General features: G+C 65.8%; 25 protein-coding genes. 18 read left to right on the top strand and 7 right to left on the bottom strand.

Translation table 11 applies throughout. The features are described from left to right. The first annotated feature begins 31 nt into the window (after positions 1 to 31). Both AC1M2K_RS03020 and AC1M2K_RS03015 read left to right on the top strand, forming a co-directional pair. Entirely contained in the window at positions 32 to 1,672 is a 1,641-nt protein-coding gene (locus tag AC1M2K_RS03020; RefSeq protein WP_480239789.1) for a sensor histidine kinase, read from the top strand. A 2-nt stretch (positions 1,673 to 1,674) separates the two neighbouring features. Beyond that, a complete protein-coding gene (locus tag AC1M2K_RS03015; RefSeq protein WP_480239788.1) occupies positions 1,675 to 2,859 on the top strand; it encodes a diguanylate cyclase domain-containing protein in 1,185 nt (394 codons plus the stop codon). Here AC1M2K_RS03015 and AC1M2K_RS03010 read toward each other — a convergent pair. Next, a complete protein-coding gene (locus AC1M2K_RS03010) occupies positions 2,848 to 3,453 on the bottom strand; it encodes a MerR family transcriptional regulator (protein ID WP_480239787.1) in 606 nt (201 codons plus the stop codon). The two genes, AC1M2K_RS03015 and AC1M2K_RS03010, sit on opposite strands and share 12 nt — an antisense overlap. A gap of 71 nt (positions 3,454 to 3,524) precedes the next feature. On the opposite strand from AC1M2K_RS03010, the gene AC1M2K_RS03005 reads away from it, so the two are divergent. The 7 genes from AC1M2K_RS03005 to AC1M2K_RS02975 all read left to right on the top strand — a co-directional run bounded on the left by AC1M2K_RS03005 (position 3,525) and on the right by AC1M2K_RS02975 (position 10,569). Next, positions 3,525 to 3,911: a hypothetical protein gene (locus tag AC1M2K_RS03005; protein ID WP_480239786.1), complete on the top strand. Its 387-nt coding sequence runs from the start codon at positions 3,525 to 3,527 to the stop codon at positions 3,909 to 3,911. A 170-nt stretch (positions 3,912 to 4,081) separates the two neighbouring features. After that, the gene (locus tag AC1M2K_RS03000; RefSeq protein WP_480239785.1) at positions 4,082 to 5,560 is read left to right on the top strand and encodes a malate:quinone oxidoreductase; all 1,479 of its coding nucleotides are present in this window, start codon (positions 4,082 to 4,084) and stop codon (positions 5,558 to 5,560) included. Between the two features lie 221 nt (positions 5,561 to 5,781). Beyond that, positions 5,782 to 7,038, top strand: a complete 1,257-nt coding sequence (locus AC1M2K_RS02995) for a glycosyltransferase family 4 protein (RefSeq protein ID WP_480239784.1) — start codon at positions 5,782 to 5,784, stop codon at positions 7,036 to 7,038. A 19-nt stretch (positions 7,039 to 7,057) separates the two neighbouring features. Beyond that, complete coding sequence (locus tag AC1M2K_RS02990; RefSeq protein WP_480237933.1) at positions 7,058 to 7,672, top strand: thymidine kinase; 615 nt, start codon at positions 7,058 to 7,060, stop codon at positions 7,670 to 7,672. A gap of 109 nt (positions 7,673 to 7,781) precedes the next feature. Next, positions 7,782 to 8,336, top strand: coding sequence for a hypothetical protein (locus AC1M2K_RS02985; protein WP_480239783.1), 555 nt, complete (start codon positions 7,782 to 7,784; stop codon positions 8,334 to 8,336). A 110-nt stretch (positions 8,337 to 8,446) separates the two neighbouring features. Next, positions 8,447 to 9,463 carry a diacylglycerol/lipid kinase family protein gene (locus AC1M2K_RS02980; RefSeq protein WP_480239782.1) on the top strand — a complete coding sequence of 339 codons (1,017 nt, stop codon included), beginning with the start codon at positions 8,447 to 8,449 and terminating at the stop codon, positions 9,461 to 9,463. A gap of 179 nt (positions 9,464 to 9,642) precedes the next feature. Then, positions 9,643 to 10,569 carry an alpha/beta fold hydrolase gene (locus AC1M2K_RS02975; protein WP_480239781.1) on the top strand — a complete coding sequence of 309 codons (927 nt, stop codon included), beginning with the start codon at positions 9,643 to 9,645 and terminating at the stop codon, positions 10,567 to 10,569. A gap of 3 nt (positions 10,570 to 10,572) precedes the next feature. Here AC1M2K_RS02975 and AC1M2K_RS02970 read toward each other — a convergent pair whose 3' ends face one another. Continuing rightward, complete coding sequence (locus AC1M2K_RS02970) at positions 10,573 to 11,040, bottom strand: VOC family protein (protein ID WP_480239780.1); 468 nt, start codon at positions 11,038 to 11,040, stop codon at positions 10,573 to 10,575. A 166-nt stretch (positions 11,041 to 11,206) separates the two neighbouring features. Between AC1M2K_RS02970 and AC1M2K_RS02965 the strand changes: the two genes are divergently transcribed. From AC1M2K_RS02965 to AC1M2K_RS02955, 3 genes are all read left to right on the top strand, one after another. Beyond that, the gene (locus AC1M2K_RS02965) at positions 11,207 to 12,238 is read left to right on the top strand and encodes an aldo/keto reductase (RefSeq protein ID WP_480239779.1); all 1,032 of its coding nucleotides are present in this window, start codon (positions 11,207 to 11,209) and stop codon (positions 12,236 to 12,238) included. Positions 12,239 to 12,547: 309 nt separating this feature from the next. Next, positions 12,548 to 13,102: a histidine phosphatase family protein gene (locus tag AC1M2K_RS02960; RefSeq protein WP_480239778.1), complete on the top strand. Its 555-nt coding sequence runs from the start codon at positions 12,548 to 12,550 to the stop codon at positions 13,100 to 13,102. Positions 13,103 to 13,272: 170 nt separating this feature from the next. Further along, complete coding sequence (locus AC1M2K_RS02955; protein WP_480239777.1) at positions 13,273 to 13,650, top strand: hypothetical protein; 378 nt, start codon at positions 13,273 to 13,275, stop codon at positions 13,648 to 13,650. Between the two features lie 305 nt (positions 13,651 to 13,955). On the opposite strand, the gene AC1M2K_RS02950 is transcribed toward AC1M2K_RS02955, so the two are convergent. The 4 genes from AC1M2K_RS02950 to AC1M2K_RS02935 all read right to left on the bottom strand — a co-directional run bounded on the left by AC1M2K_RS02950 (position 13,956) and on the right by AC1M2K_RS02935 (position 17,987). Beyond that, positions 13,956 to 15,299 (bottom strand): MFS transporter, encoded by a 1,344-nt coding sequence (locus AC1M2K_RS02950; RefSeq protein ID WP_480239776.1) that lies wholly within the window; start codon positions 15,297 to 15,299, stop codon positions 13,956 to 13,958. 129 nt (positions 15,300 to 15,428) lie between these two features. Next, the gene (locus AC1M2K_RS02945) at positions 15,429 to 16,184 is read right to left on the bottom strand and encodes an SDR family NAD(P)-dependent oxidoreductase (protein ID WP_480239775.1); all 756 of its coding nucleotides are present in this window, start codon (positions 16,182 to 16,184) and stop codon (positions 15,429 to 15,431) included. Between the two features lie 165 nt (positions 16,185 to 16,349). Continuing rightward, positions 16,350 to 17,012, bottom strand: coding sequence for a cyclodeaminase/cyclohydrolase family protein (locus tag AC1M2K_RS02940; protein WP_480239774.1), 663 nt, complete (start codon positions 17,010 to 17,012; stop codon positions 16,350 to 16,352). A 195-nt stretch (positions 17,013 to 17,207) separates the two neighbouring features. Beyond that, complete coding sequence (locus tag AC1M2K_RS02935) at positions 17,208 to 17,987, bottom strand: acyltransferase domain-containing protein (RefSeq protein ID WP_480239773.1); 780 nt, start codon at positions 17,985 to 17,987, stop codon at positions 17,208 to 17,210. A gap of 135 nt (positions 17,988 to 18,122) precedes the next feature. Between AC1M2K_RS02935 and AC1M2K_RS02930 the strand changes: the two genes are divergently transcribed. The 6 genes from AC1M2K_RS02930 (at position 18,123) to AC1M2K_RS02905 (ending at position 25,266) form a co-directional block, all read left to right on the top strand. Next, positions 18,123 to 18,926: a DeoR/GlpR family DNA-binding transcription regulator gene (locus AC1M2K_RS02930; RefSeq protein ID WP_480239772.1), complete on the top strand. Its 804-nt coding sequence runs from the start codon at positions 18,123 to 18,125 to the stop codon at positions 18,924 to 18,926. Between the two features lie 300 nt (positions 18,927 to 19,226). After that, positions 19,227 to 20,432, top strand: a complete 1,206-nt coding sequence (locus AC1M2K_RS02925) for a Gfo/Idh/MocA family protein (protein ID WP_480239771.1) — start codon at positions 19,227 to 19,229, stop codon at positions 20,430 to 20,432. A 44-nt stretch (positions 20,433 to 20,476) separates the two neighbouring features. Next, positions 20,477 to 21,778 carry an ABC transporter substrate-binding protein gene (locus tag AC1M2K_RS02920; RefSeq protein ID WP_480239770.1) on the top strand — a complete coding sequence of 434 codons (1,302 nt, stop codon included), beginning with the start codon at positions 20,477 to 20,479 and terminating at the stop codon, positions 21,776 to 21,778. Positions 21,779 to 21,781: 3 nt separating this feature from the next. After that, positions 21,782 to 22,753: a carbohydrate ABC transporter permease gene (locus AC1M2K_RS02915; RefSeq protein WP_480237919.1), complete on the top strand. Its 972-nt coding sequence runs from the start codon at positions 21,782 to 21,784 to the stop codon at positions 22,751 to 22,753. Positions 22,754 to 22,841: 88 nt separating this feature from the next. Beyond that, a complete protein-coding gene (locus AC1M2K_RS02910) occupies positions 22,842 to 23,639 on the top strand; it encodes a carbohydrate ABC transporter permease (RefSeq protein ID WP_480237918.1) in 798 nt (265 codons plus the stop codon). Between the two features lie 103 nt (positions 23,640 to 23,742). Then, the gene (locus tag AC1M2K_RS02905) at positions 23,743 to 25,266 is read left to right on the top strand and encodes a DUF4832 domain-containing protein (protein WP_480239769.1); all 1,524 of its coding nucleotides are present in this window, start codon (positions 23,743 to 23,745) and stop codon (positions 25,264 to 25,266) included. Positions 25,267 to 25,333: 67 nt separating this feature from the next. On the opposite strand, the gene AC1M2K_RS02900 is transcribed toward AC1M2K_RS02905, so the two are convergent. Next, on the bottom strand, positions 25,334 to 26,317 hold the full coding sequence (locus tag AC1M2K_RS02900) for a diguanylate cyclase (protein WP_480239768.1): 984 nt from the start codon (positions 26,315 to 26,317) through the stop codon (positions 25,334 to 25,336). Positions 26,318 to 26,402 lie beyond the last annotated feature (85 nt).

The following is a 26,402-nucleotide window of genomic DNA, read 5'->3' as shown; positions in this document are numbered from 1 at the left end:
TACGGGTGCCGGGATTGCTAGTGTCACAAGCATGACCTTCCCGACGACGCGCGTCGAGTCGCACGGTCGGGCGCGCATCGAACGCTCGGTCTTCCTCTGGCAACTCCTGTTGTCGGTGGGCGTGCTCATCCTCGTCTGCATCCTCCTTGTCGTCGACATCGACCTGTCGACTCAACCGACGCTGCTTCTCGGCATCGCGCTGATCTTCGTGGCGACCATGGCGGCATCCGCCGTTCCATGGCGGAAGCTGTCCCGCCGCTGGGCCATTTCGCTGCCGATCGCCGACATCGTCGGCATCGCGCTCATCCAGAATGGCGAGCCGAGCCTCGGGGCGTCACTCTTCTACGTCTTCCCGGTGATCTGGCTGGCGACCTACTACGGGTTCTTCGGCGCGGTGCTCGGCCCGGTCCTGTCGAGCCTCGCGGTGTGGGGCGTCTGGCTGATCAACCCGGAGACCATCGAAACCACTCCGAAGCTGCTGGTCTTCCCGATCGTGCTGGCTTTCGTGTCAACGGCGAGCTACATCGGAACCCAGAAAAATCTCGCCCAGCGAAGGCTGCTGCGCCAACAGGCCGTACTCCTCGAGAGCGCGTTCGACCGCACCAGAAGCCAGGAACGCACCCTCGATGAGGTGCTCAACGCGGTCACCTTCGGCGTCGTGGCGTATGACCGGATGGCCAGGCCGACGATCGTGAACCGTGCGCACCGTGATCGTTTGCGACAGTTCGGTTTCGGCGAGAGCGAGATCGTTCCGGATGTGATCTATCGCGAAGACCGCGTGACGCCGTTCGCCGAGGAGGACCGGCCCCACAAACGCCTGGCCAGGGGCGAATCCTTCGACGACGTCATCATGTGGTACGGCAATCCGGGCGGATTCCGGATGGCGCTGGCCGTCACCGGGCGGCCGCTGACCAACTCGTCGGGTGGGCAGGACGGTTCCGTCTGGGTGTCCCGCGACATCACCGCAGAGCTCGAGGCGATCGGGGCGCGAGACGACCTCGTCGTCTCGGTCTCGCACGAACTGCGCACGCCGCTCACCTCGATCCTTGGATACCTCGAACTCGTTCTCGACAGCGAGGACGTCGGCGATGAAAGCCGCGGACACATCGAGGTGGCGTTGAAGAACGCCGATCGACTGCTGTCCCTCGTCTCCGACCTGCTCGTGGCATCCCACGACGAACAGGTCGGTTTCTTGCTCAACTTCGCCCCGACCGACCTGGCGGTCATCGCGAAGCAGTCGATCCAGGCCCTCAAACCCGTCGCGGAGGAGCGGAAGATCTCGCTGCTGCTCACGACGATCGGCGACCCGGTCGTTTACGCCGACGAGTTCCGCGTGCGCCAGGTCATCGACAACCTCCTCTCGAACGCCGTGAAGTACAACAACACCGGTGGCCGGGTCAGCATCGCCGTCATCGGCGACATCGACGAAGTCGAGATCTTCGTCTCCGACACGGGTCGCGGGATGTCTGCCGAGGACCAGAAGAACCTCTTCGAGCGGTTCTACCGTGCCGAATCCGTGCGTAATTCGACGATCCACGGCACCGGCCTCGGCCTCAGCATCAGCCGCGAGATCGCACGTGCACACGGCGGGGACGTCCGCGTGTCCGCCAGCAGCCCCAGCGGGACGACCATGGTGGTCACCCTGCCCAGAGAAAACGACGAGGACGCGTAGCCATGGAGTCAGCCACATCCGGCGCATCAGCTCTCGACTTGCAGACCCTTCTGCTCGCGAGCGGGATGGTCGTGGCCATCTGTGGGGTGTCCTTCATCGTCAACACGGTGTTCGGACGGAACGACCCGCCCGGTCGACTGTGGAGCGCCGCGTTCACCGCCGGCATCCTCACGACCGTCGCCTTTGCGATCTGGGGCGCCCAGCCGTCGGCGTGGTGGGCGATCGCGGTCGGGAACGCCTCCCTGGTTCTCGCGATGGGTTGCGTCTGGGCCGGCGCCCGGCTGTTCAACAACCGATCCTCGCGATTCCTCATCGTCCTGGCCGGGGCAGCGGTGACGGCCCTTGCCGTCATCATCGAGGGTCCTGACGGCGGTGACTGGGCCGGCGGACTGGTCATGCTGCTCGGTGTCGCCGTGTTCTCCTCGCTCGCCGGATTCGAAGCTCTCACCGGGCGGATGCGACGCAACCTCAACGCACGCATCCTCGCGTCGCTCATGCTCGTCGTCGCCTTCTACTACGCCACCCGCGCTGTGGTGTTCGCAACCGCGGGCCCGGACAGCGACGTCTTCCGCGACTTCTTCGGCACCGAGGTGACCACGTTCGTCACGATCCTCTTCGTCATCGTCGCGTCGACGTCGATGTCGATCCTCCGGGCGGAGCGATCGCCCGTGCGCGCGACCCGCGAGATCGAGCAGATCGACTGGAACGGCATCCTGCCCGACGCTCTCTTCGACTCTCCTGCCGTCGACCGGATCCTTCGTGCGACCCTCCACGGTGAACGGGTCGCGTTCATCGGGGCGGAGATCGACAACCTGTCCGACATGAACACCGCCTTCGGCCGGTCCTTCGGCGACGAAGCAATCGAATCGTTCTCGTCGATCCTGCACGACCACATGCCGACGACGGCGCTGCTCGGCCATCGCTCGTCCGCGAGGTTCGCCGCCATCGTGCTGGTCGACGATCTCGACCAGGCCTACTCGATCATCGAGGACGTCCGCGCCGCGCTGGTCGAGTCGCCGATCGACAAAGCGAGCGGCCTTCGACTCGGCGTGAGCTGGGGAGTCACGATGATCGAACCGGGCAACACCGACATCGCCGCGCTGACCGCGGACGTGAACGCGCTCGTCCAGAAGTCGCGGGATGCCGGTGGCAACCGGATCGAGGGACGCCCCGCCTCAGCCCTGTAGTCGCTTCGCGGCGATGTCCTGGTGTGCGAGCCGGCGCATGGCCAGGATCACCGGTTCATACAGGGCGGTGCCGAGCACGGCGTACTCGATCGGACTGAGGTCGCTCGCCCCCATGCGCCGCAGGTCGAACTCGGCGATCCCACGGATCTGCCTGGCGTACACCTCGAGTCGCTGCTCACTCATCCCGATGCCGGCCTCTTCAGCTGCTTCGAGCGCGTGCTCGAGCTGAGCCGTCGCGGCATAACCGGGGTCGTAGACCTGGCCGATCTTCTCGAGGAGGGCTCGCGCCCTGGGGTAGTCGACGGCCGAGTCCTCGCGGTAGGGCGGCAGGCTCGCGACGGCCTGCCCCAGCGCCGCGAAAAGGTCGTCACCGGGGTCGTCGATGAGATCGAGGACGATTTTCACCTTCTGGAGGGGGAGTCCTGCCGCCGACGTCAGCGCCTTGATCACGCGCAGCCGCCGTACGTGCTCCTCGGTGTAGTTCGCCTGCGTCGCGCCTGTCGATGTCCCCGACGGGAGAAGGCCCTCCCGGAGGTAGTACTTGACGGTCGCCAGCGGTACGCCTGTGCGCTCGACGAGAGCGGAAATTCTCACGGGACCCCTTGCATTGGATAGCAATAGTATCCAATACTGGATACCGCTACTATCCAACCACAGGAGTCGCCATGAACGCACCCAACCTCATCACAGCGGGGATCGTCCTCCTCACCGTGGTCGCGATCGAATCCGGCGGGCTCTTCCTTCTCAAGGTGGTGGGTGGAAAGCAGCGAGCCAACGCGCTGCAGACGAGTTTCTTCCGAGCCGGTCATGCACACGCCGGGGTTCTGGTGATCCTGGGGCTGGTCACGCTTCTTCTCATCGACGGGAGCGGGGTGGCCGGTGTTGCCGTGCTCGCTCCGACACTCGTGCTCTCGGCAGCCATCCTCATGCCCGCGGGTTTCTTCCTCTCGGTGACCGGCGACGACCCGCAGAAGCCGAACCGGTTCGCGATTCTGCTCTATGCGGCGCCGCGGTGCTCGCAATCGGGCTGGTGCTCGGCGGGGTCGGTTTGATCGGGGCGGGGGTCGCGGCACTCGCCTGACCCCGTTCGGAGGAGCCCGCGTTCAGAAGCGGCCAGATCATCCTGTTGAACGTGCGTCGCGCGCCGTTCTTCCTGTTGAGCCTTGACGGCGCGTCTCCGCCGCGTGCCGAGGGCCCAGTTTCCGCGGCCTAAACTAGGTTCATGACCTCTTCCAGCCCGGTGGATGTCGCCCTCATCGGTGGCGGCATCATGAGCGCGACTCTCGCATCCCTGATCAAGCAGCTCCAGCCGGACTGGACCATCGAGATCTTCGAACGGCTCGGCGACGTCGCCGAAGAGAGCTCCAATCCCTGGAACAACGCCGGGACCGGCCACGCCGCACTCTGCGAGCTCAACTACATGCCGGAGGGCAAGGACGGCTCGATCGACCCGGCCAAGGCGATCAGCATCAACGAGCAGTTCCAGCTCAGCCGCCAGTACTGGTCGTCGCTCGTCGCGCGCGGCGTCCTCCGCGACCCATCGACCTTCATCAACTCGACCCCGCACATGACCTTCGTGCAGGGTGAGAAGAACGTGACGTACCTGCGCGAGCGGTACAACATCCTCAAGCAGCAGCCGCTCTTCGGTGACATCGAGTACTCCGAGGACTCCCGTGTCATCAACAAGTGGGCACCCCTCCTCATGCGTAAGCGGCTCAAGGGCGAACCGTTCGCGGCCACCCGGGTGGCGTCTGGCACCGACGTCGACTTCGGATCACTGACGCACCAGCTGATCGACGCGACGACGGATGCCGGGGCGAACCTCCGCCTCAACACCGAGGTCCGTGGCCTGAAGAAGCAGAAGGACGGCACGTGGCTGATCAGCCACCGCCAGCTCGTCGGCAGGACCCCGGGGGTCACCCGGGCGCGGTTCGTGTTCGTCGGAGCAGGCGGATGGGCGCTCAAGCTGCTGCAGAAGTCCGGGATCCCCGAGATCGCCGGGTACGGCGTCTTCCCGATCTCCGGCCAGTTCCTGCGCACGGACAACCCGAAGATCGTCGCCGATCACCAGGCCAAGGTCTACAGCCAGGCGGCCGTCGGTGCTCCGCCGATGTCTGTTCCGCACCTCGATGCCCGTGTCGTCGACGGCGAGAGCAGCCTGCTCTTCGGTCCGTACGCCGGGTTCAGTCCTAAGTTCCTCAAGAACGGGTCCATCCTCGACATCGTCACGCAGGTCCGGCCGTCGAACCTCATCCCGATGCTCGCCGTCGCGAAGGACAACCCGAGCCTCATCAGCTACCTCGTCGGCGAACTCCTCGCCAGCAAGACGAAGAAATTCCGCGCGCTGCGGGAATTCATGCCGACGGCCAAACCCGAAGACTGGTACCTCATCACCGCCGGCCAGCGCGCCCAGGTGATGAAGAAGGACGAGAAGAAGGGCGGCGCCCTCCAGTTCGGCACCGAGGTCATCGCCGCTGAGGACGGCACCATCGCCGGGCTCCTCGGGGCGTCACCCGGAGCATCCACCGCTGTGCCGATCATGCTCGACGTGCTGAAGAAATGCTTCCCGACCGAGTTCCCCACCTGGGAACCCCAGATCAGCGGCCTGATCCCAAGCTACGGCACTACGCTGAACGACAACCCCCCTCAGGCGTCGGCAGTGCTGGCGAAGACCGCTGAGGCGCTCGCGATCACCCGGTGAGAGCGGCTCAGGTGGATCGTTTTCTTAACAGAATCTGACCCCATAGCACCGGTCCCCCATTTGGGGGAACCCCTCGCTGTCACTGTTGAGGAATCCTCAACCCCGGCGGTATATTGAACCCAGACCGGGGGGTACGAGTTGGACACCCCGGATGGCCCGTGTGTCCCTTGCACCGTGCCGGCTGGGTGACACCACCACGGTGTCGGAGGGTGATGGTCGCGGTGGCTGCAGCAATTGGTTCGAGCGACAAACCCGGTGCGCTCTCGGTCCTTTACAGTTTCCCCGGCGCTATCGGCGGGCCTGGATTCGGCGCGATCGCCTGGCACCAGGTCGACCAGCTCGTCCGCGCCGGACACAACGTCACCCTCGTCGTCGCGAGCGTCGCACGCCCGGTGGTCGGTGTCAGGGCCATTGTCCGGTCACTCGATTTCGTCGGGCGTCGCATCCCGGAGCGCACCATCGGCCGCGCCCGTGTGTACGCCTGGCACGACTGGCGTGCCCGCCGCGTGCTCGCGTCAGGCACGTTCGATGTCGTGCACACGTGGCCTCTCGCGGCCGTCCGCACGCTCGAGCTGGCCGCGCGAATGGGCGTCACCGGCATCCGTGAGGCGCCCAACACCCACCTCGCCGAAGCCTGCACCCTGGTGAGCCGGGAGTACGCCCGCCTCGGGTTGGCGATCCCGTCGAACTGGTCGAAGTTCGGCGACGGGGACCGCCTCGAACTCGAGGAACGGGAGTATGCGGCGGCAACCGCCCTGCTCGTCCCATCGGATGCCGTCGCCCGGTCCTTCCTGTCGCGCGGCTTCGACGCCGACCGCCTGATCCGGCACCAGTACGGGTTCGACCCCACGTGCATCCGTGTCCCTGTTCGCGAGGCGCACCACCCGTTCACCGCGGTGTTCATCGGGCGCTGTGTTCCCCGCAAGGGACTGCACTATGCACTCGAAGCGTGGCTCGCGTCTCGGGCGAGCGAGACCGGCCGCCTGCTCATCTATGGGGCATTCGACTCCGACTACCGCGAGCTGCTGCGCTCGTCGCTCGCGCATCCGTCCATCACAGTCTGCGGCCCGACCGAGAAGCCGGGCGCCGCGTACGCAAAGGCCGACGTACTGATCCTGCCGAGCGTCGAGGAGGGCAGTGCCCTCGTCACCTACGAGGCCCAGGGTGCAGGAGTGATCCCTCTCGTGTCCTCTGCGAGCGGTGCCATGGTCGAGCACGGCGTCAACGGGCTCGTCCACGAAGCCGGTGACACGGCCGCACTGACCTCCCACATCGAACTGCTCTATGACCAGGAGAAAGCACGCCGTCAGCTCCGGACTGCCGTGCTGGCCGAGGCGCAGCTGCTCACCTGGTCCGTGGCGGGGCGCGTGCTCGTCAACGCCTATCGGGCGGCCATGGCTCGGCCGGCCGACGCCTACTACGGGCGCCCGTCCGAGCAGATGTCGTCGACCTGGAACAGCGACTCCGCCGTCTCCTGAGCGCCACTAAACTCAAGCCGTGGCAAAACTCTACTTCCGCTATGGCGCGATGAACTCTGGCAAGAGCACGGCCCTGTTGCAGGCTGCGTTCAACTACGAGGAGCGGGGTCACCACGTTCTGCTGGCGAAGCCGGCGATCGACACAAAGGCCGAGTCGAACATCGAGAGCCGGCTCGGAGTGACCCGTCCCGTCGACTACGTCATCGAGCCGGATGCCGACGCATACGCGGTCTTCCAGCACCACCGTGCCGAGGCGCTCGCTGCGAACGGGGCAGATGTCAGCTGCCTCCTCATCGATGAAGCCCAGTTCCTCACCGACGCACAGGTGAACGATCTCCTGCGGATCGCGCTGCTCGAGGGGATCCCGGTGCTGGCGTACGGCATCCGGACCGATTTCCAGACCGTGGCGTTCCCCGGCAGCCGACGCCTGCTCGAGGTCGCGCACAGCCTCGAGGAGCTCAAGACCATCTGCCGGTGCGGGCGAAAGGCGCTGTTCAACGGCCGGCGTATCGGCGACCGGTTCATCTTCGACGGCGACCAGGTCGCGATCGACGGTGTCGAGGTCACCTACGAGTCGCTTTGCGGCGTTTGCTACCTGCAGGAATCCGCAGGAGCGCTCGGCCCCGTCCGCTGAGGACTGGCGTCGCTTCGGTCTGCTGGATTGTCAAGCCCTGCCGACTTTTCCGGTCCTCCGCGTACGGTCCCTGCAGGACTATTCGCTATGGATTCTGGAGGAGATTGTCATGCCCAGTCGCAACACCGTCGTTCGGAGCATGCACGATGTCGGCCTTGCCGCATGGTTCGGCGGGGCCCTGATGGGGGCCGTCGGGCTCAACGGGGCAACAGCCGAAGCCCGTTCTTCGGCTGAGGGCCTCAAGCTCGCTTCCGCCGGCTGGCGGAGGTGGCTGCCGGTCGAACTGATTGCCATCGTTGCCCACGGAATCGGGGGCATCGGGCTCATCCTCAGCAACAAGGAGCGCCTGAAGAATCAGGCTGAGAGCAGGACGAACACGACGGTCAAGCTCTGGTTCACAGCCGCGGCCCTCGCCTCGACTGCTGCGTCCGGTGTTCTGGGACGAGTCATCGATGGCCGGGCGGCCGAGGGTGCCGAAGGGACGACGGAGCCGGCACCGGGGGCCTCGCCGGAACTTGCCGGAGCGCAACGCGCACAAAAGGTGCTGCAGTGGCTGACACCGGCTCTCACCCTCGCCATGATCGTTCTTGGAGCACAGCAGGGGGAGCAGCAGCGCCCGGTGAAGGGGCTGTGGGAGACGACGGCGAAAATGTTCCGTCGCTGATGAGGCGGGTGTCGGATCCTCGACGCCGGACGCTTAGCGAGAATGTCAAGGCTCACCTGCGTTATGGGCTCAGATTCGCTGCATGAACGAAAGTGCTGGAGGCTGGACCTATGACGAATACCCCAGACACCAGCAACGCGCCCGAAGCAGCGGAGCCTCAGGCAGCCCGGTCGTCGCTCGCCGCTGTCGTCTACAACCCGATCAAGGTCGACCTCGACGCGATCAAAGCTGTTGTTGCTCGTGAGCAGGATGCGGCCGGCTGGGGAGAGACCCTGTACTTCGAGACCTCCGTCGAGGACCCGGGCCAGGGCGCCACGAAGAAGGCGATCGATGCCGGAGCAGAGATGGTCATCGTTGCCGGTGGTGACGGAACGGTCCGCGCTGCAGCCGAAGCGGTGCACGACACGGATGCCACGCTCGCCCTGCTTCCGTCGGGGACCGGCAACCTCCTCGCGCGAAACCTCGACCTGACCCTGGATGATCTCGACCACTCCATCCACTCCGCGTTCGCCGGAAAAAACAGGGACATCGACCTCGGGCTCATCGACGTACGCCACGGCGACGACTCCCTCACCAAGCACGTCTTCCTCGTCATGGCGGGCCTCGGCCTCGACGCGAAGATGCTCGCGAACACGGATGAAGACCTCAAGGCCAAGGTGGGCTGGCTCGCCTATGTCGGCGCGATCTTCAAAGCGCTCACCGACAAGAACGAACTGCGGGTGCGCTACCAGCTGGACGGCGCGAAGACGAAGTCGGCGCGCGCGCACACGATCATCGTCGGCAACTGTGGCTCCCTCCAGGCCAACGTGCTGCTGCTCCCAGACGCCGCTGTCGATGACGGGCTGTTCGACATCCTGATCCTCCGCCCGGAGAACTTCTTCCACTGGATGCAGATCTCGTTCAAGATCCTCTGGGAGAACGGCGTGCTGCACCGCACGAAGCTCGGAAAGAAGTTGCCGACGAAGGACGTCGACGCGCTCAACTACGTCAAGGCGAAGACGCTGACCATGCGCCTCAGCCGGGCCGAGGAGATCGAACTCGATGGCGACGGCATGGGCACCGCGAGTGCGGTGAAGATCCGGATCAAGCCTGGCGGCCTCACCATTCGGGTTCCACAGGACGCGTAGGTCACGCGACCCGGGTGAAATCCGGTCTCTGGGGCACTGGTTCGAGCCGCCGCCCTTGACTTCGACTCACCCGTCTGGGACGTTCGATGTGTCGACCCCTGGGCCCGTGGATACCCTCGGGAGCTGAACGGTCGACTGCTGGCCTGGGCGATAACGTCGTGAAGGCCTGGGAGCGAATCGTGGCGACGAAATCGAACGAATCAGCCGCAGCCCGACGCAGGGCACGGCGGACTCCGCGACGCCCCGCGTCGAGCCTCGCCGAGCGCTGGACGACGATCGACGGTGTGGATGTCTTCTACCGCGAGTCGCCCGAACCCCCAGACGCCCGGGTGATGCTCCACCTGCACGGATTCGGTCTCTCGGGTCGCTACCTTCTCCCGACCGCTGAGCAGCTCGGCAGTGAGTTCCACACCCTGGTCCCCGACCTCCCGAGTTTCGGGCGCAGCGGCAAAGCGCCGTATGCCCTCGACGTGCCCGACCTGGCTCACGCCGCCGTCCGGTTCATGGATGACCGACAGGTCGACAAGGCGACTCTCGTCGGCAATTCGATGGGATGCCCCGTCATCCTTGAAGTTGCCTACAACTACCCGGAGCGGATCGACCGCGCGGTCCTCGTGTCGCCGGCAGGCGGTGTCCACAACCAGCCGTTGCGTCGGGCGGTCGGGCAGCTCGCTCGCGACGGTGGCCGGGAGCCGCCCAGCATGGTGCGGGTCGCGACACCGGACTATCTCCGGTTCGGTGTGCCAAGCACGGTCCGCATGTTCCGCGCCCTCACCCAGTTCCCCTCACTCCAGCGACTGCTCGACCTGGAGATCCCGACACTCGTCGTGATCGGTGACCGCGATCCGCTTCTCCCTGGTCCTGCGCGGGTGCAGGAGATCGCATCCCAGACCGACAGTCAGGTTGTCATCGTCCTGATCGAAGGCGCCGCGCATGCGATCAACTTCAGTCACCCGGGCGAACTCGCGAACGTCATCCGTCTCTTCATGGCCGACAAACCCATCGTCGACGATCCGGACTCGCCCGGCACAACCCGGTCGTACGAGATCCACAGGGGCACGAAGCATCCGCGCCCTGAGGACGGCACGGACCCTGCGCCGACGTGACGGTCAGGCGTTCTCGAGCTCTGCGATCACGATCTTCTTCTGCTGCATCATGACCTGGATCTGCTCGGGCCGGCGGGTGAGCTCACCCATGTTGGCGGGGATGATCTGCCAGCTGACCCCGAACCGGTCCTTGCACCAGCCGCACTGCTCAGACGCAGGCACGTGGGAGAGTTTCGCCCAGTACCGGTCGATCTCGGCCTGGTCGGCGCACGACACGATGAACGAGATCGACTCGTTGAAGGTGAACAGCGGCCCGCCGTCGAGGCAGACGAAATCGACGCCGTTCAATGTGAACTGACCGTTGATCACCTTGCCGGACATTCCGGAGAAGTGTTCGTCCAGCGATTCATCCGGGTACTCGTCGATCGCGACGATCCGCGAGTTCGGGAACACATCCACGTAGTACGTCATCGCCTCGCGTGCCTGGTTGTCGAACCACAGGCACGGCTGGATCGGTGAGAGTTCGGCCATGGGGAACCTCCTTGTTCATCGGGAACATCGTCGATCACGCTACGCGGATGCGCGTCGCTGCGACACCCCTGAAGCGTGAGGAGGGGAGTCGGCTCCGGCTCCAGCGCAACCCCTGTGAGCGAATCGGCGACACCGGTAGTGTCGGACACTCGATCAAGGGAGCTCCATGGAATACCGCACTCTCGGCAGGTCCGGCGCAGTCGTCTCGGCGCAGGCACTCGGCACGATGACATTCGGAGCGGAGGCCGACGAGGCCGACTCCGGCAATATCCTCGCCGCCTACATCGACGGTGGAGGGACCTTCATCGACACCGCGGACGTCTACAGCGCCGGGGTGTCTGAGGAGATCATCGGCCGCTGGCTCGCGAAGAACCCGACAGAGGCGCAACAGATCGTGCTCGCCACGAAGGGCCGGTTCCCGATGGGCACGGGGCCCAACGACGTCGGGTTGTCCCGCCGTCACCTCCGTACGGCACTCGACGACTCGCTCGCCCGGCTCCAGGTCGACCACATCGACCTCTACCAGATGCACGCATGGGATGCGCTGACTCCGGTCGACGAGACCCTCCGCTTTCTCGACGACGCCGTGACCGCCGGCAAGATCTCGTATTACGGATTCTCCAACTATCTCGGCTGGCAGCTGACCAAAGCGGTCCACGTGGCATCCGCCCACGGGTTCACGGCGCCGGTGACGTTGCAGCCGCAGTACAACCTTCTCGTCCGCGATATCGAGCACGAGGTCGTCCCGGCTGCGCTCGACGCCGGGATCGGCCTGCTGCCGTGGTCGCCGCTCGCCGGCGGCTGGCTGAGCGGCAAGTACGAGCGCGATGTTCCTCCGACCGGGTCCACCCGTCTCGGTGAGAACCCGGAGCGCGGCATGGAGGCGTGGCGGGCCCGCAACGACTCCGAACGCACCTGGCGGGTTCTCGATGTCGTGACCGAAATCGCTGACGCGCACTCGGCATCCGCCTCGCAGGTGGCGCTGGCCTGGCTGGGCGCGCAGCCCGCCGTCACGTCGGTGATCCTCGGCGCGCGGACGGTCAACCAGCTCACCGACAACATGGCCGCCGTCGACCTCGACCTCAGCGCCGACGAAGTGCAACGGCTGACGGATGCCAGCGCGCCGCAGCTGGACGATTACCCCTACGGTGAGGCTGGCATCGCCCAGCGGAACCGGCCCCTCGCGGGCGGCCGGTAGTCCGGTAGTCCGGAGCGACGGGGCGCGGTTTCCAACTTCGGAGATCGTGCCCCCATCGGCCTCATTCGCGAATGAAACGGCCCTCCAGGCGAGAATCTCCGAAGTTGGGGACGGTGCATCCCGAGCAAGTGGCAGCGCGAGCAGTGTTCGGCCGCGGTGTGTCCCGACGGTCAACAGGTGTAGACGCAGAGAAACGGGCGATTTCTCCTGTCGAATGTGTGTGCCTCGCGATTTCTCCTGTCGAGCGTTGCCGGCCCCGCTGCGGCGAGTACAGCATCCGCTCAGGCACCCCTCGGATACGGTGGAGCGATGACGACCATCGCCCTCGTGCGCCACGGTGAAACCGACTGGAACCTGCAGCGCCGCCTCCAGGGCCGTGCCGACATCCCACTGAACGAGACCGGGTTCGAGCAGGCTCGGGCGATCGCCTCCAGTTTCTCGCCTGACGAGTGGTCGCTTGTGCTCAGTTCTCCGCTCGTCCGCGCCGCGGCGACGGCTCGCGCGATCAGTGACGGATCCGGGATCCCGATGGGGGAGCCGGTCGAGGATCTGATCGAGCGCAGCTTTGGCCAGGCCGAAGGCGCGAACGCGGTCGACATCGCTGCGAAATGGGCGGATCGAGTCTTCCCAGACGCCGAACCCGTCGAGGCGGTTCGTGCCCGAGGTGCTGCAATCGTCGACGAGCTCGTGGGGCGCCACGAGGGCAACCTGATCCTCGTCTCGCATGGGGCTTTCATCCGGGCGACGGTCTTTGCCCTCACGGGTGACGACATCGGCGGCATCGCGAACGGGGCGATCGTCCTGCTCGAAGCGACGGATGCCGGCTGGTCGCTCGTGCCTGATCCGGTGGCTGCCGCCCGCTGACCCGCGATCCCGTGCCGAAGCGCACGCTGAACAGGAGATTGCACGATTATCAGGACCAATCGCGCCGAAGCATCCTGCACATCGTGCGTTCTCCTGTTTTGCGTTCGTCCCTCCCGTCGCTGGGCGCCCGCTTCCCTCCTCGCGACTCGACATCCCGCTACAGTTCAAGCATGATCACTGCTGCGGCCATCGTCGCTTGCCTCATCCTGTTGGCGCTCGCCGTATTCCAGGCCCTACTCATCGCGGGCCGCCCGCTCGGCCGGTACGCGTGGGGTGGGCAGCACGATGTTCTGCCGCGCAAGTTCCGCATCGGAAGCGCGATCTCGATCCTGCTGTACGCGGCGATCGCGATCATCATCCTCGAGAACGCCGGCATCGCGAACATGCTCCCGGAGCCCGTCGCTGAGATCGGCATCTGGGCGGTGACCACCTACTTCGCGATCGGAATCGTCATGAACGGCGTCTCGAGGAGCAAGCCGGAGCGCAACCTGATGACGCCGGTGTGCATCGTCCTCACGGTGCTCTGCCTTATCGTCGCGCTCGGCTGATCCCGTCACCGGCGCTTCGGGCGGAAAATCCGGGGGTCCATCGTCCATACGTCGGCGGACCCACGACTCTCCTCCCGAAACCCCGCTGCGGGAGGCCGGATGTGTCACCCCGCTCCGACGTGCACGGCCAGGCCCGCGCTGTCATCACCCTGCACAGCCGACCCCGCGCAAGGAAAAAGGCACGAGACAAGGATGCCGCGGCCACAGCATCCTTGTGCCGCGCCTTTCTCCTTGTCTCGTGCCGATGGTCCCACTGCTGATCGGGTGCAGACCGAGCCACGCGACCCGGGTGTATCGAGCTCCCGCTAGCGCGCGTCGACGTCGGCGGGCTCGCCGGTGTCGTCTGCGGAATCCACGTGCCCACGCGGCTTCTGCGCGTGAGCCGCAGCCATCGCGGCCCGACCGGATGGCAGCAGGATCGCGACCACCATCACGAGGATCGTCGCGATACCGGCGATGATGAGCAGCACCTGCACGCTGATCACGTCGGCGAGCGGACCGAAGACCGTCATGCCGATCGGCGTCGCGAGGGCCATGACGATACCGACGTAGCTGAACACACGGCCGTGCATCTCGGGTTCGACCGTCTCCTGGACGAGCGTCATGAACGGCGCCGAGAACAACGGAACGAGAAGCCCGAACGCGAACATGAAGCCGTAGAACACCCAGAGGTTCGGCGCGAGGCCGAGCGCGATCGTGAAGACCGCGAAGCCGAAGGTGGCGACGAGGATGAGCCCGATCCTGCTGCGCTTGGCGAGCAGGGTCGACACGAGGATGCCGCCGAGGATCATGCCGACGCTGAACGCGATCTCGAGCACGGTGACCATCCACACCTCGGTGCCGAAGGTGCGGGCGATGAGCAGCGGTGTGATGAACGACGGCGCGACGGTCAGCAGGAAGATGATCGCGAAGACACCGAGCAGCCAGCGGACGACCTGGTGCTCCCAGATGTACCGCATCCCGGCGACGAGGTCCTCACCGTAGCTCGTCGTCTTCGAGGCGATCGATGCCAGCGTCGGCACCGAGACGAAGACGAGGAACAGGATGCCGATGACCGCGGTCACCACGTCGATGAAGAACACCGGAACGATGCCGAACAGGCCGAACACGGCGCCGGCGACGGCTGGAGCGAGCAGCGCCATCGCGGACTGGATGGTGCCGAAGATGCCGTTGACCCGCATCAGCTGGTCCTCGGGGGCGATCTGCGGAATCATCGCCTGGACAGCTGGCGTCTGGAAGCCGGCGCCGATCGACCTCGCACCGACAGCGAGCAGGATTACCCAGAGGTCGGTGATGCCGTTGGCCATGGCCAGGGCGAGGATGAACGTCACCACGGCGATCGAACCGTCGGCGATGATGACAAGGACGCGGCGGTTCATCCGGTCGGCGACGACACCGCCGAAGATCGACACGAGGCCCTGCGGCAGGAAGGCGGCCAGCGCGTAGAGCGCGATCGCGAAGCCCGACTGGGTCTCGAACGTGACGTACCACATGACCGCGTACTGCACGATCATCGAGCCGAACAGTGAGATCGTCTGCCCGCTCAGGAACAGCCCGACGTTCCGCTTCCAGTGGGCGGGCACCTCGGATGCTGCGGCGCCCGGTTCGAGGACGTCGTCGGAGGAGGATGAGGAAGGTTCAGAATTCACGTGTACAACCTACACAGGGCGTGTGACATCCGTCTTCCCTCTGCCGACGGAGATGCTCACAGCGCCAGTTGCCGGGTTTGTGGGGGTGTGGGCCGGCCCGCACCCCCGCAAACCCAGCAACTCGCGGGTTTAGATGGCGGTGTAGCCGCCGTCGACCAGCACGTACGAGCCGGTCATGAAGCTCGCCTTGTCTGACAGCAGGAAGGTCGTGACGTTGGCGACCTCTTCCGGCCGGCCGAGTCGGCCGAGCGGATGCTTGGACTGCAGGCTGTCGAGGACCTCCGCCGGTGCGGCCTTCAGCAGCGGGGTGTCGATGTAGCCGGGGCCGACAGCGTTGATGCGCAGCCCCTGTGCGCCGTACTCGGCGGCCGCGTTCTTCGTGAGGCCGACGACCGCGTGCTTGGTGGCGGTGTACGCGGAGTTTCCGAGCGCGGCGACGGTTCCGTGGATGGATGCCATGTTGACGATGGCTCCGTCCGCTGCGCCTGCCTTCAGGATCTCCGGAATCTGGTACCGCATCCCGTAGAGCACACCGTTGAGGTTGATGCCGATGACGCGGTCCCAGTCCTCGAGGTCGATCTCCCCGGTCGGGGCGTTGGCGCCACCGATGCCGGCGTTGTTCACGGCGTAGTTGAGAGCGCCGTAGGTCTCGACGGTGAACTCGACGGCCTTCTTGCTGTCGTCGGCCACCATGGTGTTCGCCTGGAACGCGGAAGCGGTGCCACCGGCAGCGGTGATCTCGTCGACGACGCGCGTCGCGGCATCCAGATTGATGTCGACAACCACCACCTTCACACCGTTGCCGGCGAGGTTTTTGCTGATTGCCTCACCGAGTCCCGAGCCGCCGCCCGTGACCAGTGCCGTCTTGCCTTCGAAGTTACCCATGGTGTTTCCTCCTGCGCGGGATCGTGTCCTGCAGTTGTATGTTCGGACGGCCGAATTGTGAACCGTCACTAGATCCAACGTAACAGTGGCAACCGTATTCCATAGCGACGCATGGAACTGGTTCCGGGGCGGATGCTTGTCGACCGATGACCGGGACTTCGACGGTCAATCACCGGCAGGGGTGGGACCTGCCCGTCCCTCGATCTCCGCGGCCAGATGGTCGATACGGGCGAGAACGGCATCCAGATCCCGGACCGTCTGCCACAGCACCGGATGCTCCTCGCGAACGTCGGCCAGCGCCTCACCGCCCGCGGTGAGCGAGGAAAGATCGAAGCTCACGTTGGTGCGGGCGCCGGCGACAGCGGCACGGAGCGCACCGCACGCGACGGCGACATCGGCGACGAGCGCGGGGTTGCCGTGCCGTGCCAGCCATTCCAGGTCGGCGACGGCATCCGTGCCTTGCTTTCCGACGGCGGCCGATGCGCGTGCGGCCTCGACCGACGCGTCACGGATGGCCTCGTCGCGACTCGGCCCGCGCTGCAGTCGAAACGCGCTTCCGAACGATTCGGATGCCGCAGCATCCTCGTCGGCGAGGCGGAGAGCGGTTTCGCGTCCATCCGCGGCGCGTCTCCGGAGGCCGTCGAGCTCGTCGCCGAGGTCGCCGTCGACCGTGGTGTACCCCGCAACCATCGAGGTCAGGCTGTACGCGATCGCGAGCATCACCCCGGCGGCGGCGCCCCCACCCGGCGACCCGGTGGATTCCGCCAGCGCTCCTGTCCATTCCTCGACCGTGGAGCGACGAGCCGACACCTCTTCAGAATGAGCCATGGCTCCAGTGTCCCAGCCGGCGGCGCCGATCGGTCCGAAAGGGTCTTCGGATGCATCGATCGGTCCCAATGGGTCGTTCGCGCCCGCCCTGAACGACGCTTCGGGCCCATTCGGCGGGCACTCTGCCCGCAAACACCCTTCGGTCCCCTTCGACGTGGGATCACGGCAACCATCGGATGCCGCATCACCGGCCGGCTACGCCCGGAGCACCCCCCGCGGCTCGGTCCAATGCTGCCCCGAGCGAAGGTGCCCGGCAACCAGTCGCTCGAGCGAGGTCACGGGGACCACGACCGCCGGGTCCAGCACCTCGGCCAGCGGGCGACGGAAGACGAATTTCGCCACCGCGGCATCCCCCGAGCCGGAATGCCCGGTGCCGGATGCCGCAGGGGCCACGTCGAAGCGGGCGGCGAACGAGCCGATGTTGCTCCCACTCGGAAGCGCGCGCAGGTTGGCGTCGAGCAGCCAGGACGTGCACGTGATCGTCCCGCTCCCGAACAGAGCACGGCACGCGGCGATCGACCGGTCAACGCGCTCGGGGTCGAGGGGCCCGTCCTCGGGGATGTGCATCGCCCGTCCGTCGGCGGTTTCATGGCGTTCGAACTGCAGCCGTCCGAGGGCGACGACATCACCGCGCAGGAGACCGATCAGCCAGGGGATGTCGACATCGGATCCGTATGAGTCGATCTTGCGGCCGACGTCGGCCAGTGTCGCGGCCGTGACCTCCGGAGAGATCCCGAGCCTGAGCTGTCGCCGCGCGGACTCCTCGCCACAGCTGATCAGCGCCGCCTCGAGGAACTCGACGCGTTGCGCTCCGGCATCCGGGAGGGCGTCCGAGACCGCGGCGACAAGCGATTCGAGTTCCCTGCTCCCGGCTTCGTGGTCGGTTCGCAGAGCCGCGGTGATCGCATCGGTGAGACGCCGGTCGGCGGGCACGCGAGGCATCGCGGCGAGTCCGAGCATCCGTGGCGTACTCACCGTCGTTCCCGGATGTATGACAAACTTGCTCAACTCTCAATGAAAATGATCGATATCGTCGTTGTTGAGCATAATCAATCACGACCGGTCAGGTTGTGACAGCAGATTTTCGGTACCAGGGGAAGGCGGCCGTCGATGATGCAGCAGGGTCGTCTCAATCTCGTGCTCGAGATCGTGGGGGAGCAGGGCAACGTCTCCATCGCAGACGTCAGCGATGCGTTGGGAGTCTCGACCGCCACGGTGCGCCGCGACCTCAACCTGCTCGCCGAGCAGGGGCTCGTCACGCGCACGCACGGCGGTGCATCCGCCCTCGGCTCCGCATACGAGTTGCCGCTGCAGTACAAGATCGCCAGGCAGGCCGACGCGAAGGTCGCCATCGCACGGGCCGTCGCCGAGCTCATCATGCCCGGCGAGTCTGTGGGCATGAACGGTGGAACGACCACGAGCGAAGTCGCACGGATGCTCGGACGCAGCGAGCGACTCCGGGTCGGCGGAGACGTCTTCGGCGTGACGATCGTGACCAACGCCCTGAACATCGCCTACGAGATGTCGGTCCGCGAACACGTCAAAATCGTCGTGACCGGCGGGGTTCCGCGGCGGAAATCGTACGAACTCGTCGGCCCGCTCGTCGGAGCGGCCATGCGCGGCTTCAGTCTGGACACCGCCGTCCTCGGCGTCGACGGTTTGAGCGGGCCATTCGGTGCGACCACCATCCACGAGGGTGAAGCGGATGCCAGCCGCGAGATCGCCGCTGTCGCCGGTCGCGTGATCGTCGCAGCTGACTCCACCAAGATCGGGCGGAGCACCTTCGCGCGCATCTGCCCGCTGAACCAGATCGACATCCTCGTCACCGACGTCGACGTGCCCACGGACTTCGCGGCCGAGCTCGCGGCGGCAGGGGTCGAACTCGTCGTGGCGCAGCCCGTCGAGGCCCGATAGCGTCACCTGCTCACCCGTTCCGGACGCACTCACCCGGCGCACCTGGTGAGTACGTCCGGAACGCGTGAGTAGACGGCCGACGCCCCGAGTCAGTGCGCCGGGCCACCGCGCTCCACCCGAAGCCACGCGCGACCGACGGATTCCGCTCGTGTTACGGCTCCGTAAACAAACACGGGTGACCCCTTGCGGCATCCGGACTGCGTTGTAGTGTCGTTTTGTGATCAGTTTGACCTCGAACGTGACAAAGTCGCGCAGGATGGTGCAAGATGTCAGAAGACACAACGAAGTGGGAGCGTACGGATGAACTCGGTATTCACGCAAGCGGATGAGACCCGGCTGACGGTCGCAGTGATCGGCGCAGGCCAGCGCAGCGAGATCGCACACCATGTCGCCGCGGCACGCCCCGGCGCCAGCGTCACAGCCGTCGTCGACAACAGCGAGCACGGCCGCGACCGCGCACGCTCCCTCTTCCCCGGAGCGACCGTCTACTCGTCGCTGTCCGACCTGATCGAAGCAGGCGGGATCGACGCCGCAATCGTCACCACCCCCGACCACACCCACGAGGACATCGCCGTCGCGCTCCTCGAAGCCGGCATCGCCGTGTACCTCGAGAAGCCCCTGGCCATCTCGCTCGAGGGCGCCGACCGGGTCCTGATCACGGCAGCCGAAACCGGCACTCCGCTCTACGTCGGCCACAACTTCCGGCACGCCGCCGTCGTCCGCGTGATGCGTGACATCATCGAGCGCGGCGAGATCGGCGAGGTCAAGGCGGTCTGGGTGCGCCACTTCGTCGGCAACGGCGGCGACTTCTACTTCAAGGACTGGCACGCCGACCGCTCGAAGACCGGCACGCTCCTCCTGCAGAAGGCCAGCCACGACATCGACATCGTGCACTACCTCGCCTCCGGCTACACCCGCCGCGTCGTCGGCATGGGCGACCTCATGGTCTACGGCGGCATCACCGACCGCCACGAGCGTCCAGGCCAGACCATGATGGACTGGTTCTCCTACGACAACTGGCCGCCGGCCGAGCAGACCGGACTCAACCCGGTCGTCGACGTCGAAGACGTGTCGATGATGCTGATGACCCTCGACAACGGCGTGCAGGCCAGCTACCAGCAGTGCCACTTCACCCCGGACTACTGGCGAAACTACACGGTGATCGGCACCGAAGGTCGCCTCGAGAACTTCGGAGACACCGCCGGCGGAGTCGTGAAGGTCTGGAACCGCCGCCACGAATGGCAGGAAGCCGGCGACGCCGAGTACCCCATCGACGGTGTCGCCAGTGGGCATGAGGATGCCGATCGGCTCACGATGACCGAATTCCTCAACCACGTGCTCGACGGCACCCCGACGATCGTCTCGCCGATCGCCGCACGTGAAGCCGTCGCGGCCGGCTCACTGGCCGCCGCGTCCCTGCGCTCGGGCTCCGTGCCGCTGACCGTCCCAGAACTTCCCTCCGCCGTCACCGAACACTTCACCACCAGAACCTCCACCCTCGCCTGACCCCGTCATCACATTCGTTGCGTCACCCTCGAAAGGACCTCAGCATGACCTCGTCCATCTTCCCCACCAGGCGTGTCAGCGCCGGCGTGGCCGCAGCAGTCGGCCTCGTCCTCGTCGTGAGCGGCTGCAGCTCCAGTGCTGGCCCGAGCGACTCATCCGAATATTCGGCTCCTGACAAGGACCTGAAGGCATCCATCACCTATGGCCTCTGGGACCAGAACCAGGTCGCAGCCATCGAGGAGAACGTCAAGGCGTTCAACGAGGAGTACCCGAACATCGAGGTGAACGTCAACGTCACCCCCTACGCCGAGTACTGGACCAAGCTGCAGACGCAGGCCTCGAGCGACACCCTGCCTGACGTGTTCTGGATGAACGGGCCGAACATCGGCCTCTATGCCTCCAACGGGCAGCTCGAGCCCATCTCAGGAGCCGTCGAGGCCGACGACATCGACCCCGCGAACTACCCGGAGTCGCTCGTCGACCTCTACAACGTCGACGACGTGCAGTACGGCGTCCCGAAGGACTTCGACACGATCGGCGTCTGGACGAACAAGGCGCTGTTCGAGCAGGCCGGCGTCGAACTCCCGACGGAGGACTGGACCTGGGAAGACTTCCAGCAGACCGCAGCCGAGATCTCGACCGCGCTCGAGGGCCAGGGCATCTACGGCGGTGCAGGCGGTATGGACGGTCAGACGACGTACTACAACACCATCCTGCAGGCCGGCGGATCCGTGATCGACGATGGTACGTCCGGTTACGCTTCCGAAGAGTCGCAGGCTGGAATCCAGTTCTGGACCGACCTCATCGCCAGCGGAGGATCACCGAGCATCCAGCAGCTCACAGACACGACCGCCGACCAGTGGTTCACCTCGGGCAAGCTCGCCATGTACTGGGGCGGCAGCTGGTTCCGTTCGGCACTGACCGACACCGACCTCGCAGCCGACATCACCGTTCTTCCCCTCCCCGCAGGTGAAGAGCAGGCCACCGTCATCCACGGTGTCTCAAACGTCGTCTCAGCGACGTCCGAGAACAAGCAGGCCGCGCAGGCGTTCCAGGTCTTCCTCGCCAGCGAAGAAGCACAGCAGCAGCAGGGCGACGCCGGAGCGATGATCCCCGCGTACACCGACACGCAGGATGCCTTCACCGCGTCGATGCCGGATGCCAACCTCCAGGTCTTCCTGGACGCTGTCGCCTACTCCCAGCCGCTCCCGGTGAGCAACAACTCCGCCGCATGGAACGCCCTTGAGACCGAACTGCTGCCGCAGGCGTTCTCCGGAGAGCGCCCCGTGGAGGAGGTCGCCACCGAACTCGCCGAGAAGATGGACGCGGCTCTCGCCGAGGAGTGACCAGTGACAACCACCACGCACACTCCCGGCTCGCCCGCCCCGACCAGCACTGGTCGGGCGGCGCGGGCCGGGAGGGGCGCCCCCGCTGCACGTCGCCGCCGCACCGCCGGCGACGGCATCTGGCCCTGGCTGTTCCTCGCCCCGCTCGTCGGCGGGATCGCGGTGTTCTACTTCTGGCCGATCCTGCAGACGGCGTTCTACTCGCTGACCGACTGGGGGGCGTTCGGCGGCTGGGACTTCGCCGGCTTCGAGAACTACGTCAACCTCTTCGCAGACCCGGCGCTCTACCTCTCTTTCGGCAACACCCTGCTGTACACGGGGATCGTGATGCTCGGCATCCCGATCGCCGTCTTCCTCGCCAGCCTGCTCAACCTCCCGGGCCTCCGCTTCGCCTCGCTCTACCGGGTCCTCTTCTTCCTCCCATACGTCGCGATGCCGACGGCAATCGCCATGGTCTGGCGCATCATCTTCAACGGCGACTTCGGGCTGCTCAACTACGGCCTGGGCTTTCTCGGCATCGACGGGCCGTACTGGATCAGCACCCCCGGCGCAGCGACGGTCGCCGTCGCCATCGTCGGACTCTGGTCGTCGCTCGGTTTCGCCATGATCGTGCTCGCCGCCGGACTGAAGAACATCCCGCCGGAGATGTACGAGGCATCCGAACTCGACGGTGCGAGCCGCTGGCGACAGTTCCGGTCGATCACCGTGCCGCTGCTCACACCGAGCATCTTCTTCATCACCATCGTGACGATCATCTCCAGCTTCCAGGTCTTCGACCTTCTCTATGCGATCCTCGGCAGCTCCAACCCGGTGCTTCCGAAGAGCATGTCGCTGGTCTACTTCTTCTACCGCGAGGGCTTCGTGAACAACGACAAGGGCTACGCCGCGGCGATCGCCATGGTCATCTTCGTGATCATCGGAATCGTGACCGCCATCCAGTTCCGTCTCCAGAAACGGTGGGTCCAGGTTGACTGACGCAGTGACATCCGTCCGCGTGCCTCCTGTCGCGCGGGAATCAGCTCCGACCGCTCGTCGGCGTCCGCGCCGTCGCGGGGGCTCCCACGTGGTCGCGCACATCGTTCTCGGAACCGGCGCCGTCATCATGGCGTTCCCGTTCGTCTGGCAGATCATCATGTCGCTGTCGACGAACCAGGAGGTACAGAGCGTCACGCCGGTGTTCTGGCCCGCCGAACTGCAGTGGGACAACTACGCAGCGGTGTTCACGCGGTTGCCGTTCCTCGACCAGCTGACGACATCCGTGCTCATCACGGTGATCCGCACGGTCGCCCAGATCCTGTTCTGCACGCTCGCTGGGTACGCGTTCGCCCGGATGCGGTTTCGGGGGAGAGGACTCCTGCTCGCGCTGGTGCTCTCGATCCTCATGGTGCCGTCGCAGGTGTACCTGCTGTCGCAGTACCAGATCGTGCAGAACCTCGGGCTGCTCAACTCGCTCTCCGGCCTCGTACTTCCCGGTCTGTTCAGCGCGTTCGGCACCTTCCTCATGCGCACCGCGTTCCTCGCGATGCCGGTCGAACTCGAAGAGGCCGCGCGCCTCGACGGTGCGAACCCGTTCCAGGTCTTCTGGAAGGTGATGCTGCCGCTCGCCGGCCCGACCATCAGTGTGCTCGCGATCACGACCGTGTTGTGGTCGTGGAACGAGCTGCTCTGGCCACTCGTGGTCACGACATTCAGCGATCGGATGCCGCTGTCCGCCGGCCTCGCGACGCTGATCGGTGACCGCACCACCGACTATCCGGTGGTGATGGCCGCGAGCCTGCTCGCGATGGCGCCCGTGTTGATCATGTTCATCGTGCTGCAGCGTCGGGTCATCGATGGCCTGGCGTCGAGTGGCCTGAAGTAAGCGCAAACCAGCATCATCTGAACAAAGGGGATCGGAAATGCACGCCAGAAAGAGTCGCACGAAGTTCATTCCGGTAGGGATCGCACTGGTGGGGTTGGCTGCGATGGGCGCTCCGTCCATGGCGATGGCCGCGCCGGGTGACGTCACCGTCACCTACGAGGCGAGCACCGAGGTGATCGCGAACCCTGAGCGTGGCTTCTATCACCACACCGAAACCCACTACCGGGCAGACGGTTCCGGCTACACCCCGCTCGATGGAGCCACCATCGAGCAGTTCCGCACCGAAGGGATCACGCAGATCCTCCGGGTGTTCTACCTGGAGAAGTTCGCCAACACCCCGGTGCTCGACGATGAGTTCCTCGACCTCGTGCAGGCCGACTACGACACCGCGCGGGATGCCGGAATCTCGGTGATCACGCGCTTTGCCTACGTGCAGGGTGGAGCCTGGCCCTATGAGCCGCCGTATGGCGACGCGCCTGTCGACGTGGTGCTCGCGCACATCGAGCAGCTCGCACCGATCCTCCAGGCGAATGCCGATGTGATCCCCGTCGTTCAGAACGGTCTCATCGGACTCTGGGGTGAGGGCTACTACACCGACCACTTCGTCGCTGACCCGGCAAACCCGGGTGTCGTCACCGAGGAGGACTGGGCGAACCGTTCCGCGGTGACCGAGGCGCTGCTCGACGCACTGCCCGAGAATCGCTCGGTGCAGGTGCGCACGATGCTGTCAAAGCAGGAGTTGCTAGGCGTGCCGAGCGGGGCCGGCAGCGCCGTTACCGCAGACGAGGCTCGCGGAGACACGACGATCGCGCGTGTCGGTCACCACAACGACTGCTTCCTCGCCGCACCTGACGACTGGGGCACGTTCCTCTCCGACCCGATCGAGCTCGACCAGGAGTATCTCGAAGCAGACAGCCTGTACGTGCCGATCGGCGGTGAGACGTGCAATGTGAACCCGCCGCGATCCGAGTGGCCCAGCGCATCCGCCGAGATGGCCCGCTACAACTACAGCTACCTCAACCGTGACTACAACCAGGACGTTCTCAACAGCTGGGGCGACGAGGGCATCGCCGAGACTGCCCGCAGTCTCGGCTACCGCTTCACCCTGACCGAGAGCACTGTGTCGGCCGGGTCGACCGAGATCTCGGTCGGTGTGCGCAACGACGGCTGGGCCGCGCCGTACAACCCGCGAACGGCTGTGCTTGTTCTCGAGGGTGCTGCCGGTCGGTTCGAGCTCCCCTTCACCAGCGGTGCCGATGCCCGGGCCTGGCTGCCCGGGACGACCACGACTCTGACGGCGTCGCTCGCAGGGGTCCCGGCCGGGCAATACGACACCTACCTCGCGCTGCCCTCGGCAGACGAGGGGACCAGTGACGACCCCCGCTTCGCGATTCAGACAGCGAACGTCGGTACGTGGGATGCAGCATCCGGTCTCAACAACCTGCAGCAATCGGTGACGATCGCCGCTGCGCCGGTCGAGACAGGGGACACGACGGATGCCGATGGGTTGCTCGCGGAGTCAGGTAGCGATGGCAACGCACTCACCCTCGCCATCGCTGCAGGTGCGATCCTCGTCGGCAGCGGAGCGCTCCTCGTGCGCCGCCGCCGCGCCGCCCGCATCCGGTGATTGAGCCGCCCCCGGTGATTGAGCCGCCCCCGGTGATTGAGCCTGTCGAAATCCCCCCTCGGCAGGCTTAGTCCCGATCACCCTCGAGCTCAGCCACTTCCCACCAGTCGGAGCGGTCGCCCTTGCGGGATTTGATCGAGTACAGCGCCTCATCGGCGACGCGCAACAGCTCAGCCGGCCGGGTGCCGTGGCCGGGGAAGAGCGCCACTCCCATGCTCGCAGTGCTTCCGACAGTGTCGCCGTCGCCCAGGTCGATCGCGGGCGACGTGGCGTCGTCGATGCGGGCCAGCACCGCGCGCAGGTTGTCGAGCGGTTTCGCGCGGTCGAGCCCTTCGAGCACGACGATGAACTCGTCGCCCCCGACGCGGGCGAGCATGTCGCCGTCACGGATGCATCCGCCGACGCGACGGGCGAACTCGCGGAGGACGATGTCTCCTGCCGGGTGTCCGTAGGTGTCGTTGATGCCCTTGAAATCGTCGAGGTCGATCATTCCGACGGCGAGGGCGGTTCCGCCGCGCGCGGAACGGGCCAGTGCCGCGACGAGATGTTCAGTCAGTGCGGCGCGATTGGGGAGTCCGGTGACCGAGTCGTGGGTGGCCTGGTGCTTGAGCTGGTCCTGCAGTTCGATCAGCGAGCTGATGTCGCGCTGCACGCTGACGTAGTGGGTCGTCGTGCCGGACGCATCTTTCAGCGGGGTGATCGTCAGGGAGTTCCAGAACGGGGTTCCGTCCTTGCGATAGTTGAGGACCTCGCCGCGGAATGTCTCACCGGAGGCGAAGCAGTCGCGCATGCTCTGGATGGTGGCCTCATCGGTGTCTTCGCCCTGCAGCAGCGCGCAGTTCTTGCCGAGCAGTTCGTCTGCGGAGTATCCGGTGATGGTGGTGATTGCGCCGTTCGCGTAGATGATGCGCTGGTCGGCGTCGGTGATCAGCGACCCCTCCGACACGGCTTCGAGAGCGAGGGCGAGGAGCCCGTTTGAGAGGGTGGTGCTCGGCGAGGTTTCCGGTGGTGCGGGCGTGGGTGAGTCGGTTGCCGGCTCGTCGCCAAACACGGATGATGCGTCTGCATTAAGAATGTGTAGCCCCCTACCGATCACTTCATGGTCTCACGCCCGTAGCGACCCCTTCACCCCGCAG

It is taken from the genome of Mycetocola sp. Y171 (genome assembly GCF_056713165.1).
This window is presented reverse-complemented; position numbering and strand designations above follow the sequence as displayed.

Excerpts from the sequence above, each read along its gene's own strand:
- AC1M2K_RS03020 (WP_480239789.1), top strand. The coding sequence starts at position 32 with ATGACCTTCCCGACGACGCGCGTCGAGTCGCACGGTCGGGCGCGCATC.
- AC1M2K_RS03015 (WP_480239788.1), top strand. The coding sequence starts at position 1,675 with ATGGAGTCAGCCACATCCGGCGCATCAGCTCTCGACTTGCAGACCCTT.
- AC1M2K_RS03005 (WP_480239786.1), top strand. The coding sequence starts at position 3,525 with ATGAACGCACCCAACCTCATCACAGCGGGGATCGTCCTCCTCACCGTG.
- AC1M2K_RS03000 (WP_480239785.1), top strand. The coding sequence starts at position 4,082 with ATGACCTCTTCCAGCCCGGTGGATGTCGCCCTCATCGGTGGCGGCATC.
- AC1M2K_RS02985 (WP_480239783.1), top strand. The coding sequence starts at position 7,782 with ATGCCCAGTCGCAACACCGTCGTTCGGAGCATGCACGATGTCGGCCTT.
- AC1M2K_RS02980 (WP_480239782.1), top strand. The coding sequence starts at position 8,447 with ATGACGAATACCCCAGACACCAGCAACGCGCCCGAAGCAGCGGAGCCT.
- AC1M2K_RS02970 (WP_480239780.1), bottom strand. The coding sequence starts at position 11,040 with ATGGCCGAACTCTCACCGATCCAGCCGTGCCTGTGGTTCGACAACCAG.
- AC1M2K_RS02965 (WP_480239779.1), top strand. The coding sequence starts at position 11,207 with ATGGAATACCGCACTCTCGGCAGGTCCGGCGCAGTCGTCTCGGCGCAG.
- AC1M2K_RS02960 (WP_480239778.1), top strand. The coding sequence starts at position 12,548 with ATGACGACCATCGCCCTCGTGCGCCACGGTGAAACCGACTGGAACCTG.
- AC1M2K_RS02955 (WP_480239777.1), top strand. The coding sequence starts at position 13,273 with ATGATCACTGCTGCGGCCATCGTCGCTTGCCTCATCCTGTTGGCGCTC.
- AC1M2K_RS02945 (WP_480239775.1), bottom strand. The coding sequence starts at position 16,184 with ATGGGTAACTTCGAAGGCAAGACGGCACTGGTCACGGGCGGCGGCTCG.
- AC1M2K_RS02940 (WP_480239774.1), bottom strand. The coding sequence starts at position 17,012 with ATGGCTCATTCTGAAGAGGTGTCGGCTCGTCGCTCCACGGTCGAGGAA.
- AC1M2K_RS02930 (WP_480239772.1), top strand. The coding sequence starts at position 18,123 with ATGATGCAGCAGGGTCGTCTCAATCTCGTGCTCGAGATCGTGGGGGAG.
- AC1M2K_RS02925 (WP_480239771.1), top strand. The coding sequence starts at position 19,227 with ATGAACTCGGTATTCACGCAAGCGGATGAGACCCGGCTGACGGTCGCA.
- AC1M2K_RS02920 (WP_480239770.1), top strand. The coding sequence starts at position 20,477 with ATGACCTCGTCCATCTTCCCCACCAGGCGTGTCAGCGCCGGCGTGGCC.
- AC1M2K_RS02905 (WP_480239769.1), top strand. The coding sequence starts at position 23,743 with ATGGGCGCTCCGTCCATGGCGATGGCCGCGCCGGGTGACGTCACCGTC.